The organism is Microbacterium salitolerans (genome assembly GCF_019720895.1).
Classification (GTDB): Bacteria; Actinomycetota; Actinomycetes; order Actinomycetales; family Microbacteriaceae; genus Microbacterium.
Map to the genome: position 1 here is coordinate 231,605 of NZ_JAHKSH010000005.1, position 12,066 is coordinate 243,670.

The following is a 12,066-nucleotide window of genomic DNA, read 5'->3' on the forward strand; positions in this document are numbered from 1 at the left end:
ACGGTATGGCAACGATTGCCCGAGGCCGGGGAGCCGTCGGCGTGTCGCTCTGCGATGACCCACCGGCACGTGGCGCGCCGTCAGCCCGCGAGGAACGCGATGTCCCAGGAGGCGCCGCGACGCGTGTATCGCGCCCGGCGGCTCGGGCCGCGGTCCGACCCCTCCCAGAAGGTGATCTCGACCGGATGGAGCGCGAAACCCGCCCACGAGGCCGGCTGCGGTGGATCCGGAGTGTGCTGATCGAACCGCGCGTACGCGGCTTCGCGCTCGACTCGCGGACGCGTCGCCAGCTCGTCCGTGTTCACGGACGCGAGCAGCTGGAGGTATCGGCTGCGACGGGCGAATGCCACGCGGGCCTCCGACGACGTCGACGCGCGCATGTCGCCGCGCAGCACGAGCTGACGTGCCAGGTCCGGCCAGCGCACGACGATCGCGGCGGGCGGCCGCTCGCGCAGCTGCTGCGCTTTCCGTGTCTGCCCTTCGGTGTGGATCGTCACGCTGTCGTCCTGCACGGCGGAGAGCAGCACCGTCCTCGCGTCTGGCGCCCCGACCGCGTCGACGGTCGCCAGCGTGCAGAGCGGGCGATCGGGATCATCGTTGCGCGGCAGCCATGCGCGGACGAGCGAGAACGGATCCGCGGGCACGCGGCCGTCCTGGACGGGGCGGTCCAGGCCGTCGGGCGCGATGTTCCCCGGCGCGCCGAGCGTCGTCATGAGGTGAATGAGAATCGGCGGATCTCATCGAGTGCGCGGGCGACGAACTCCGCCCCCTCGTCCACGAGCTGCGCACCGTACTCGGCCGTCGCTCCCGTCGCGTCGCCGATCACGCCGCTCGGACCGAAGTCGTCCGACGTCCATCCGAAGCTCACGGGGAAGCCGTTGAATCCGATGGTCTCGAGTGCCGTGAGGTGCGCGGGCACATTGCGCACCGCCTGCGACATGTCGACGAGGTCGGGTCGCAGGGCGAGCATGACGCTCGTCTCGGAGTGGCCGGCGTGGATCCCCATGCCGTGTTCGTCGGGACCGCCGTCCGCGCCCCCGCCGGCACGCTGGGTTCCCGTCCCCATCGAGAACGTGCGCAGGCCGAAGCGGCGCCGGATCTCGCGGCCCACGACCTGGAGGAGCGCTGAGTTGCCGCCGTGCCCGTTGAGGAACACGAGAGTCCGCGCCGACGTCGCCGCGACGGAGCGGCCGATGTCGACAAGCGTGTTCCACGTGGTCGACGCTTCCATCCAGATCGTGCCGGGCGCCCAGTGGTGCTCGTCGCTCTTGCTCGACGTCATCGGCGGAAGGAGCCACGCATCGATGCCCGATGCGACGGCGCGATCGACGGCGAGCGCCCCGATCGCCTCCGGGATCACCAGGTCCGTGCTCAGCGGCAGGTGCGGGCCGTGCTGCTCGAGAGCGCCGATGGGCTGCACGATGATCGACGAGGAGCTCAGCACCTCCGCGGCCACGGGCTGCGGCAGATCGGTGAGCAGGCGGCTCATCGGATGGATCCCTTCTGCGGGCCGGCGTAGTCGGGGTCGAGCTTGCCGGGGTTCAGCAGGCCCAGGGGATCCGTCGTCTTGGCGAGCTCGACCGTGCGCGCCACTTCGAAGTCGACGTTCCACTGATGACAGTTGTGCACGCGCACGCCGATCGCCGTGAGGCGCTCGATCGCGGCCTCCACACCGTCCGGACCCGTGTACTCGGCGGCCAGCATGCCGATCGGAACGGAATGACCTGCCTCGATGTGCAGGAGCCCGCCGCCGATCGTCGACTGCACCAGATCGATGTCGTCAGCGAGGATGTCGCCGCCCACCTCGAGGTGGAAGTAGAAGCCGGGACGTGACCTCTGCAGCCATTCGATGGGGTGGTTGTAGCTGAGCATCGACAGCTTCGCCGTCTCGCGCGCCCCCTCGCGCACGTCCTCGATGCGCCCGCCCGCGCCCTCGATCAGATCGACGGCTTCATCGAGCGAATCGGGATGCATGATCGTGCGCAGACTGGATCGGCCCGGCACGATCGCGGCATCCTCAGGCAGAGCGCGCGTCACCTCCACCGTGTCCGCTGAGACGAGCCGCGGCGCCGGATCCAGCCGTCCGAGCTCGCGGATCACCGACAGCGGTCCCGAGAAATCGGGGAACGACGCGTACACGGCGCGCCACGCGACGATCGGATCCAGCCGCACGGTCGCCCGCGCGATGATGCCGGCTGTTCCGTAGTTGTGGACGTACCGCTGTGCGTCTTCGCCCTCCACATGCACCAGGCCCGGGGAATCGGCGTGGACGACATCGAGCGCGGCGACGAATCCCTCGTGATTCGCGCCGTGGACGATCGTGCCCGTCCCACCGGATCCGCCCGCGAGGAACCCGCCGATCGAGGAGTTCATGGTCGAGGGGTACATCCACAGCTCCTGACCGTGCTCGCGCGCCGCCTGCTCGAGCTGCCCCAGGGTCGCGCCGGCTTCTGCCGTGATCACGCCCTCGCCAACGTCCACGATGGCTCGCGCCCGCGAGACGTCGAGCACCAGCCCGCCGGCGGAGGGGATGGCCTGCCCGTAGTTCCCGGTCCCCTTCCCACGCGGGGTGACGGGGATCCCGCGCGCGACCGCGAGCTCGACGACCTGAGCGATCTGCTCCGCCGTCGACGGGAACGCGACCAGCTCGGCCACGCCCAGGGGAAGCAGCTCGCTGATGACCGGCGACATGCGCGCCCCGTCGACCGACGCGCGCTCGAGCATGCGCGCATCGGCGGAGACGCCGCGCGCCCCGAGGAGATCGACGAGATCGTTGTGGAGTTCCTGCACCGCGGTCCGCTGCGTCGTCACGGGGCTCATTCGGGCAGGCCGATCGTCTCGTCGAGGAACTCATTGGTGTAGATGTCCGCCGGTTCGAGCTCGGCATCGACATCTGCGGCGATCTCCTGGAACAGGTCCATCCCCGTGTCGAAGAACTCCTCGACGCGCGCCGGGTCGAAGTCGCCGATGTACCCGTTGTCCCCGTTCGACACGATCTCCTCGGCGATCAGGGTGCCCACGGCGTACTCCGCGACGCCCTGCGAGTACGTCCATCCGTTGTTGTACGCGTCGACGAGCTCGAGGATCAGCTCGATGGTGTCGTCCGGGTCGGCGTAGAAGTCGACCTCGGTCTGCTGCAGGATCGGCACGAGCTCCTCGAGGCAGGGCGACAGCTCGTCGAGCTCGTCCGCACGCACCGAGAGCGCCGATCCGTAGATGTCCCAGCCCGCGTCCGCGATGAGCGCGTAGTCGACCGGCGCGCCCCAGGCGTCGACCTCGTTCTCGTAGATGTACGGCTCGGCGGACGCGAACCCCTGCTGTGCCGCGACGCCGCCATCGGAGACGAACGACGCCGGGGTGCCGTCGTAGCCTCCGTCGGTGATCGACTCCGGCACGATTCCGGACGCGATGAGGTACTCCATGTACGCCGCCCCGCCGAAGTAGCGCCACGCGCCGCCCGATTCCTCCAGGGCTGCGGCGAGGTCGTCGATCGTCTCGACGTCCGGATACGTCTCGGGGTCCCACATCACCATCTGCGGGTTGACGTCCATCTGCGTCATCACGCCGATGACCGGGGTGATCGCCGAGCTGGAGATCGCGGCGTCCGAGTGCACGTAGCCGAGAGTGATCGTCTCATCCTGATACATGAGCGACTGCACGGCGCTGTAGCCGACCGCCGGACCGCCGGCCCGCACCTCGATGTCGACGCCGGTGTAGGCATCGTCGACGAGGAGCGGCGACGACACCGACTTGCTGTCGGCGTCGATCGTGGGGTCGTCGCCGATGAGGTTCAGGACGTGGCCGTGCTCGGCCTGCGGATTCCAATCCGTCTGAATGACGATCGTCTCCGGGCAGACGCCGGAGAGGTCGAGCGCGCCGACCTCCAGGTCGGAATCGGCGTCGGCGGTCGTCGCGCTCGAGCAGGCGGCCAGCGCCAGGGCGATGACGCTCATCGCGGATGCGGTGGCGAGTGTGCGGCGTGTCGGTGTCATGTGCAATCTCTTCTCAGGAGGGCGGTCAGGCTTTCGTCGCGTCGTACCAGCGGCCGACGGCGACCTTGGACAGCAGGCCGAAGCCCACGAAGATGGCGACGCCGAGCAGCGCGGCGACGACGACGGAGGCGTAGAGCTCTGCGGCGAGCAGGCGCGAGGTGTATGCGCTCATCAGCGACCCGAGGCCGGGAGTTCCGCGCCGGAAGAAGTAGTCGCCGACGATGGCGCCGACGATCGACAGGCCCGCGGACGTGCGCAGCCCGACGAAGATCGACGGGAGCGCCGCCGGCAGCTGGAGCTTGCGCAGCGTGGTCCAGCGGCCCGCGTGCTGCAGTCGGAAGAGCTCCTGCTGGGACTTCTCGACCGACTGCAGACCGAACAGGGTGTTCGACACCATCGGGAACAGCGCGATGAGGACGCAGACGATCACGCGCGCCGGCACGCCGTAGCCGAACCAGAACCCGATGAGCGGCACGAGCGCGAGCATGGGGATGCACTGGAGGATGACCGCGTAGGGGTAGAGCGAGCGCTCCGCCCACTTGGCTTGGAGCATCACGATCGCCCAGCCCACGCCGAGGACGACGGCGATCGCGAGGCCGATGAAGGCGACGAGCGAGGTCTGACCGAGCGCCGCGAGGATCTCCGGGAACACGGCCGGGTCGAACAGGCCCTCCGTGAAGACGCGGTGCGGTGCGGGAAGCAGGAAGCTGCGGTCGCCGAGCAGCGAGCTCGCTGCGGTCCACACCGCCAGAAGAACTGCGAGCACGATGAGCGGCGGCCACACGGTCGCGATCCAGGTGCGCTGCCGACGGACCGGCGGCTCGGGCGCGGCGGCCGGCGTCGCCGCGGCGGCTTCGACGATCTGAGTCATGCGTGGGCCCCCTTGAGAGCGTGTGAGACGCGTCCGACGAGCTCGCCGAACTCGGCGGAGAAGCGGATCTCCGGGTCGCGCGGCATGTCGAACGGCACGTCCACGACGTCGACGATCTGGCCGGGGCGCCCCGACATGACGACGACCCGGGTCGAGAGGTAGACCGCCTCGTGCACCGAGTGCGTGATGAACAGACCGCCGAACCCACGCCGGACGAACAGACGCAGGAGCTCGTCGTTCAGCCGCTGACGCGTGATCTCGTCGAGCGCACCGAACGGCTCGTCGAACAGGAAGAGATCCGGATCGAGGGTGAGGGACCGGGCGAGCGACGCGCGCATCTTCATGCCTCCCGACAGCTGGCGCGGCATCGACGCCTCGAACCCGGTGAGACCGACGAGGTCGATCGCACCCTGCGCCGCCGCGGCGCGCTCGGCAGACGTCTGTCCGTTCAGTTCGGCGAGAAGCTCGACGTTCTTCTTCACGGTGCGCCACGGCAGGAGCGTCGCGTCCTGGAAGACGAATCCGACGCGATCGGTGCGCGTGTCGCACGCCCCCTCCGTGTGGGATTCGAGCCCGGCCGCGATGCGCAGGAGCGTCGATTTTCCGCACCCGGAGGGGCCGACGACCGTCACGAGCTCCCCTCGGCGCACGGTGATGTTGACGTTCTCGAGCGCGACGGTTCCGTCGTCGTAGGTCATGCCGACGTCGCGGAACTCGACAAGCGGATCGCTCGCCGTCTCCCGGTCGTCGAGGATCGCAGTGCTCATCGCAGTTCCTCCGTGATCGAGCGCGGGGTCATCCAGCGCGTGGTCTCCGTCCGTGCGACGACGCGGCCGCGCGAGATCACGACGCGATCCGCGGGCGCCGTCGCCACCGCCTCGGCGAGCGAAGCGGCGCGCACGGCGAGCAGGTCGGCGCGCTTCCCCACGTCGACGCCGGCGGCGGGACGCCCCATGACGGCGCGCGCCCCGGACGAGACGGCCTCCCATGCCTCGTCGACCGGCACATGCGCGGCGGTCACGAGCAGCATCGCCGTCTCGAACGCGTCGGCGCGCCCCATCGGGTTGAACGGGTCGCGGATGTTGTCCCCGCCGGCAGCCGTGAGGATCCCCGCCCGGCGCATGCGGTTCACGGGCGCGATGCCGCGAGGCGTCGCGACGGGGTCGTCCCATCCCTGCAGATACAGGTTCGTGATCGGGTTCGCGATGACGCCGATCCCGGCCTCGGCCACTGTGCGGAGAAGCGGCTCCAGTTCGTCGTCGGGAAGCATCGACTGTCGCACGCAGTGGCCGGCGGTCCTGGTCGCCTGCCACGTTCGCGTGCGAGCGGCGAGGATCTCGAGGGTGCCGCCGTGATGGAGCGCCTCATCCGCGTGGATGTCGATGCCGACGCCACGGCGCTCGGCGGCGTCCAGCAGGCGGTCGAGGTCGGCGGCCTCGTCGTCTGCGAGGTGCGGCGCGCCTCCGACGAGGTCGGCTCCCGCGTCGAGCGCGGCGTCGAGACGTCCGGGGTCGAGGTCGCGCGCGGCCAGCGCCACGATCTCGACGTCGACGGCTCCCGCGAACTCGTCTCGCGCGCGGACGATCGCCTCGACTCCCCGGGTCGGATCCCCCTCGGCGGGCACGTCGACGTGCGTGCGGATCGCGGTCGTGCCGTTGCGCAGGTACTGCTCGATCGCGCGCGTCGCCCGACCGTGGATTTCGTCGACGTCGATTGTGGCGTCGTAGTCGCGCCACGAGGCGATCGCGGTCGGGAGATCGCCCGACGCGGGGCGGATCGCGTCCCAGGACAGCGCCTTGTCGAGATGCGCGTGCGGTTCAGCGGGGGCAGTGAGCAGGAGCATCCCCGAGAGGTCGAGGTCGCCGGGCAGCAGGTCGCCGTCGAATGCGGGCGCGACATCGGCGACACGACCGCCCTCGAGGATCGCGTCGACGACGCGTCCGTCGGACAGCGTGGCTCCGCGCAGTCGCCGAGGGTTCGGATTTTCCATGTGGTACACCTGAAGATCGAAGGAATGTTGATGTGGTCAACATCCGCGAACCTAGGCGCACGATGTTTCCTCATCGTTTCGATCGGGAGAGCCGCGTGCAACGAAGAGAGGTGCCATGACAGATCTCGACCCGCCGCAGCTCGGCGACGCCATTCGCGCCCGCAGGAAGGCCCTGGGCATGACCATCGTGCAGCTCGCCGAACGAGCCGCTCTGTCTCACCCGTTCGTGAGCCAGCTCGAGCGGGGCCGGGCGAATCCGAGCTTCGACTCGCTCGGCCGCCTCGCACACGCCCTGGGCACGAGCCAGATCGAACTGCTCAGCGGAACGGCCCTCGACTCCGCGAGCGCCGGTCTCGGAGCGTTCGGCGCCGGGTCGGCGCGCATGCTCACGCACGGAGACACGCGCTTCAGCGTCATCGAATCCGCGGGCGCGAACACCGACCTCGGCGACTTCTATGAGCACCCCGAAGACGAGTTCATCACCGTCATCGCCGGATCCGTCGTCCTCGAGCTCGGCGCCGATCGGCTCCTCATCGACGAGGGTGATTCGCGCTACTTCGCTGGGGGGACGCCCCACCGCTGGGGCAGTCCCGACGGATCCCCGTATCGCCTCCTCGTCGTCAAGGAGCGCCGGCGCGAAGCCGACGCGCCTGCGGGATCGGACGAAGAGGGTGCCGCAGGATGAGCTTCTTCAGCGACATCGAGCGCGAACTCGTCGTCACCGCGCGCACGCCGGTCGCAGAGTCTGTCGTCGCGCTGGAGCTCCGCGCGCCGAACGGACGCCCGCTTCCCGCGTGGATACCGGGCGCGCATATCGATCTCGTTCTCGCCGATGGGCTCGTGCGTCAGTACTCGCTCTGCTCCTCCCCTGACGATCGCGACGCATGGCGTGTGGCGGTTCTACGCGACGACGACGGCCGCGGCGGGTCCGTCGCCGCGCACGACCTGCGCGCAGGCGACCGCGTCCGGGCACGCGGTCCCCGCAGCGGCTTCGGGTTCGAGACGCCGCGCGCGAGAGAGCGCGTCTGCTTCATCGCCGGTGGAATCGGGATCACGCCCATCCTCCCGATGGTGCGGGCCGCGGAGGCCGCGGGCGCCGACTGGACCCTCGACTACTCCGTGCGCACGCGCGCCGCGCTGCCGTTCGCCGACGAGCTCGCCGCGCGCGGCGATCGCGTGCGCATCCATGTCTCCGGCGAGGGCGGACGCGCGGATCTCAGCCAGATCGTCGTCGACGCCGGCGATGCCCCGGTCTGGGCGTGCGGTCCCGAGCGCATGCTCGGCGCGCTGCGGGAGGCCACGGGCCCCGACGCGCGGCTCCACGTGGAGCCGTTCACGACGGGTAACCTGCCGAGCGCCGTGCGCCGCGAGCCGTTCGACGTCGAGGTGATGTCGTCCGGGCAGGTCCTGACCGTGCCCGCCGACCGATCGGTCCTCGACGTACTCGAGGACAACGACGTGTTCGTCCTCTCGTCGTGCCGCGAGGGGACATGCGGAACCTGCGAGACCGTGGTCGTCGACGGCGAGGTCGACCACCGCGATCGCGTGCTCAGCGAGGCCGAGCGCGCATCGAGCCCAGTGATGATGGTGTGCGTCTCCCGTGCCGCGTGCCCGCGGATCGTGCTCGACCTCTGAGCCGTCAGCGCCCGACGCGCGCCCGCAGCGCCGCCGTGATCTCCGCCTCCTCAGCGGAGACGAGCCTGTAGTCGCGGACGACGAACCGTCCCGCGACGATCACGTGCCGCGGCCGCCGCCCGGGCGACATCCACAGCAGCCCGGCGACCGGATCCGCACTGCCCGCGTCGGAGACTCCGGACACGTCCCACACGCAGATGTCCGCCGACATTCCGGGAGCCAGCCCGCCGAGGTCGTCGCGGCCGAGCCCCGCAGCGGATCCGGACGTCGCCGCGGTCAGCAGGTCCCGCGCGTCGAGCTGGGTCCCGACGAGACCCGAGACCTGCATCGCGAGCCGAGCATCGGCGAGGAGATGGCCGGCATCATTGCTGCCGCCGCCCGAGGTTCCGAGGCCGACTCCGATGCCGGCGTCGAGCAGCGCCCGCACGGGCGAGATCCCCCACCCCATCGGCACGTCGCATCCGGGCGCGTGCGTGGCGGTCACTCTCCGATCGGCGAGCAGAGCGATCTCGTCAGACGTCACGTCGCACAGGTGGGCGATCGTGACGTCGTCCTCGAGCCAGCCCCACTCGTCCAGCAGATCGATCGGACGCCGTCCATAGCGCGCGAGCGCGATCTCGGTATCGACCTGTTCATTCGCTTGCGTGCGACGACGGAGCCCTCGCCGGCGCGCGACGTCCGCCAGCGCGTCGAACGTCTCGCGCCGATCGCTGTGGACGCCGGCGGGGCCGACCGCGACCTGCACCATGCCGTCGATCGACAGCCCGCCCCTCGCCGGGGCGAGCTCCTCGGCGATCGCATCGGCGCTCGCCGCGGCGACGCGCGCGTCGTCGCCCGCCGTGCCCCGCACGAACACGAGTCGTGCCCCGACTTCCCGGGCGGCGCGCGCGACGCCGTCGGCGACCTCGATGCCGCGGTCTCGTCCGACGTCGCCCCCATCCGGCCAGTTCAGCTGATGATCCGCGACAGTCGTGACCCCGCTGAGCAGACCCTCGGCGATCGCCGCTCTGGCTGCGGCGTACGTGAGCGACCCGTCGATCGTCGCCTCGCGATAGGCCGCGGCCATCACCGGCAGCCAGTCGCGCATCGCGACCCGCCTAGTCCCGGGCAGTGTGCGGAATGCGCTCTGCATCAGGTGGTGATGCGCGTTCACGAGCCCCGGTGTGACGACGCATCCGGACACGTCGATGCGCTCGGCATCGGGAACCGCCGCCTCCACGATGTCGACCCCGGCGACATGCAGATCTCGGACGCTCTCGCCCTCCGCAGACCAGACGGACAGCGGATCGTGCAGCGTGATGCTCATGTCGACAGAGCTATCAGACGCGCGTTGCGGTCAGATCACGCCATCGACGACTGGTCGCCGTTCGTGACCCGCGACGCATCCTGCGGCGTCTGGCCCGTCACCCAGCGATGGAGCAGGCCGCGCGGCACGTCCTCGCGAGTGAGGGCGAAGGCGTGGTGGTCGCGCCAGTCGCCGTTGATGTGGATGTAGCGACGGCGGAATCCCTCGTAGCGGAACCCGAGCTTCTCGACGACGCGGATGCTCGCGGCGTTCTCGGGGCGGATGCAGATCTCCATGCGGTGCAGGTGGAGCTTCTCGAAGCAGAGGTCCGTCGCGAGCGCCACGGCCGTCGGCGTGATCCCGCGGCCCGCGAAGCGCTCGGACACCCAGTAGCCGATCGTCGCCGAAGAGAGCGAACCGCGCGCGATCCCCCACACGTTGAGCTGGCCGGCGATCTCGCCGTCGTACTCCATGACGAACGGCACACCCATGCCGTCGCGGTACTGCTGCAGGAGGCGGCGGATGCCACTGCGCATATCCATCGACACCGCACCCTCGGGGTTCGTCGCCTCCCACGGCACGAGCCACGACCGGTTGGTCAGCAGCTCATGCTGCAGCGTGCGGGCGTCGCGGGAGCGGACGAGCCGGATGGACACCGCCCCATACGAGCTCTCGAGCGTGTCCATCCGGCTCTCCTTGCGACGGCGGGCGCACGTCAAGCGCCCTCGATGCCTAGAGCGTAGCGGCGAACTCTTTGATCCAGGGACGCAGCTCGGGGCCGAGATCCTCGCGGTCGCTCGCGAGCTGCATGATCGCCTTGATGTAGTCGAGCTTGTCGCCGGTGTCGTAGCGGCGTCCCCGGAAGATGACGCCGTAGACGTCGACGTCGCCGTCGTCGGTCGCGACCTCCTTGAGCGCGTCGGTGAGCTGGATCTCGTTGCCCTTGCCCGGCTCCGTGTGCTCGAGAACGGGGAAGATCTCGGGCGTGAGGAGGTAGCGGCCGATGATCGCGAGGTTCGAGGGCGCGTCCTCCTTCGCGGGCTTCTCGACGAGGTCGAGCACCTTGACGACATCGGGGTCGTCGGTCTTCTCGACGGAGGCGCAGCCGTACATGCTGATGGTGTCGGGGTCGACCTCCATCAGCGCCACGACCATCGCCTTCTTCTTCTCATACGTCTCGATCATCTTCGGGAGCAGCGGGTCGCGCTCGTCGATGAGATCGTCGCCGAGCATGACGGCGAACGGCGCGTCGCCCACGTGCTGCTTCGCACGATAGACGGCGTGACCGAGGCCCTTCGGCTCGCCCTGACGCAGCAGGTGCACGTCGGCGAGGTCGCTCGACTTGCGCACGTTGCCGAGCTTCGTGTCGTCGCCCTTCGCCGTGAGCTTCTCTTCGAGCTCGGGAACCGAGTCGAAGTGATTGGCGATCGCGTTCTTGTTGCGGCCGATGATCATCAGCACGTCGCGGATCCCGGCCGCGACGGCTTCCTCGACGACGTACTGGATCGCCGGCTTGTCCACGACCGGAAGCATCTCCTTGGGAGTCGCCTTGGTCGCGGGGAGGAAGCGGGTGCCGAGACCCGCAACCGGCATGACGGCCTTGATCTTCGCAGGTTCCATGACGGTAACGATACGTGACGTCCGTCGCGATTCCCGTCTCTCGCTCCCCCGCCCGTCGCACTTAGTCTCGAGTCATGACGGAATCGATCGGCGAGGCGAAGCGCGCGCTCCGGGCGCGGATCCGCTCATCACGAGACGTGCGGCCCGCGGCGAAGCGGATCGAGGCCGAGGACGGAATCCGCACGCAGGGCTCCGCTCTCGTCGCGCGCACACGCGCGCGCACGGTCGCGTGCTTCCTTTCCGCCCCCGCCGAACCCCCGACGCGCGCCCTTCTCGCCGACATGGCGGACCAGGGGATCCGCGTGCTGCTGCCGATCAGCGGGGCGAACGGACGCCTCGACTGGGCGCTCGACACGGGCGAGGAGCGCGCATCGCACCTGGGCGTCCCCGAACCGGCCGGCGAGCCGCTCGGCGCCCCCGCACTCGAGGAGGCCGACCTGATCCTCGCCCCTGCCGCCGCCGTCGACACGTCGGGTCAGCGCCTCGGGTGGGGGCGCGGCTACTACGACCGCGCGCTCTCGGCCCTCCGCACACGGCCGCCCGTCTACGCCGTGATCTATGATCTGGAGGTGGTCGACCGCGTTCCCCACGAGGCACACGACGTGCCGATGACGGGGGCCGTCACGCCGACCCGCACGCTGTCGTTCGATCGCTGAACGGCGCGCCTTCGGGC

General features: G+C 69.9%; 13 protein-coding genes. 3 read left to right on the forward strand and 10 right to left on the reverse strand.

The window, feature by feature from the left end; translation table 11 throughout:
* Positions 1-80: 80 nt before the first annotated feature.
* Genes KOL93_RS13065 through KOL93_RS13095 form a run of 7 tightly spaced genes read right to left on the reverse strand, consistent with a single transcriptional unit; the run spans position 81 to position 6,853 of the window.
* Positions 81-713 carry a pyridoxamine 5'-phosphate oxidase family protein gene (locus KOL93_RS13065; protein ID WP_221585829.1) on the reverse strand — a complete coding sequence of 211 codons (633 nt, stop codon included), beginning with the start codon at positions 711-713 and terminating at the stop codon, positions 81-83.
* Positions 710-1,489 (reverse strand): creatininase family protein, encoded by a 780-nt coding sequence (locus tag KOL93_RS13070; RefSeq protein ID WP_221585830.1) that lies wholly within the window; start codon positions 1,487-1,489, stop codon positions 710-712. Before KOL93_RS13070 ends, KOL93_RS13065 begins: the two co-directional genes overlap by 4 nt.
* Positions 1,486-2,811 carry an FAD-binding oxidoreductase gene (locus KOL93_RS13075; RefSeq protein WP_308291636.1) on the reverse strand — a complete coding sequence of 442 codons (1,326 nt, stop codon included), beginning with the start codon at positions 2,809-2,811 and terminating at the stop codon, positions 1,486-1,488. The genes KOL93_RS13070 and KOL93_RS13075 overlap by 4 nt, the downstream gene beginning before the upstream one ends.
* Before the next feature lie 5 nt (positions 2,812-2,816).
* Entirely contained in the window at positions 2,817-3,992 is a 1,176-nt protein-coding gene (locus tag KOL93_RS13080; protein WP_221585832.1) for an ABC transporter substrate-binding protein, read from the reverse strand.
* Positions 3,993-4,017: 25 nt separating this feature from the next.
* Positions 4,018-4,863, reverse strand: a complete 846-nt coding sequence (locus tag KOL93_RS13085) for an ABC transporter permease (protein WP_221585833.1) — start codon at positions 4,861-4,863, stop codon at positions 4,018-4,020.
* On the reverse strand, positions 4,860-5,630 hold the full coding sequence (locus KOL93_RS13090; RefSeq protein WP_221585834.1) for an ABC transporter ATP-binding protein: 771 nt from the start codon (positions 5,628-5,630) through the stop codon (positions 4,860-4,862). Before KOL93_RS13090 ends, KOL93_RS13085 begins: the two co-directional genes overlap by 4 nt.
* Positions 5,627-6,853, reverse strand: coding sequence for an amidohydrolase family protein (locus KOL93_RS13095; protein ID WP_221585835.1), 1,227 nt, complete (start codon positions 6,851-6,853; stop codon positions 5,627-5,629). The genes KOL93_RS13090 and KOL93_RS13095 overlap by 4 nt, the downstream gene beginning before the upstream one ends.
* Positions 6,854-6,968: 115 nt before the next feature.
* Here KOL93_RS13095 and KOL93_RS13100 point away from each other — a divergent pair, with 115 nt between their 5' ends.
* Positions 6,969-7,538 (forward strand): helix-turn-helix domain-containing protein, encoded by a 570-nt coding sequence (locus tag KOL93_RS13100; RefSeq protein WP_221585836.1) that lies wholly within the window; start codon positions 6,969-6,971, stop codon positions 7,536-7,538.
* Positions 7,535-8,488: a PDR/VanB family oxidoreductase gene (locus tag KOL93_RS13105; protein WP_221585837.1), complete on the forward strand. Its 954-nt coding sequence runs from the start codon at positions 7,535-7,537 to the stop codon at positions 8,486-8,488. Before KOL93_RS13100 ends, KOL93_RS13105 begins: the two co-directional genes overlap by 4 nt.
* A 4-nt stretch (positions 8,489-8,492) precedes the next feature.
* On the opposite strand, the gene KOL93_RS13110 is transcribed toward KOL93_RS13105, so the two are convergent.
* From KOL93_RS13110 to galU, 3 genes are read right to left on the reverse strand one after another with little or no spacing between them, the layout of a single operon-like run.
* The gene (locus tag KOL93_RS13110; protein WP_221585838.1) at positions 8,493-9,794 is read right to left on the reverse strand and encodes an amidohydrolase family protein; all 1,302 of its coding nucleotides are present in this window, start codon (positions 9,792-9,794) and stop codon (positions 8,493-8,495) included.
* A gap of 35 nt (positions 9,795-9,829) precedes the next feature.
* On the reverse strand, positions 9,830-10,459 hold the full coding sequence (locus KOL93_RS13115; protein WP_221585839.1) for a GNAT family N-acetyltransferase: 630 nt from the start codon (positions 10,457-10,459) through the stop codon (positions 9,830-9,832).
* Between the two features lie 46 nt (positions 10,460-10,505).
* The gene (gene galU / locus KOL93_RS13120; RefSeq protein WP_221585840.1) at positions 10,506-11,393 is read right to left on the reverse strand and encodes a UTP--glucose-1-phosphate uridylyltransferase GalU; all 888 of its coding nucleotides are present in this window, start codon (positions 11,391-11,393) and stop codon (positions 10,506-10,508) included.
* A 74-nt stretch (positions 11,394-11,467) separates the two neighbouring features.
* Between galU and KOL93_RS13125 the strand changes: the two genes are divergently transcribed.
* Positions 11,468-12,049 (forward strand): 5-formyltetrahydrofolate cyclo-ligase, encoded by a 582-nt coding sequence (locus KOL93_RS13125; RefSeq protein WP_221585841.1) that lies wholly within the window; start codon positions 11,468-11,470, stop codon positions 12,047-12,049.
* The last annotated feature ends 17 nt before the right edge of the window (positions 12,050-12,066 follow it).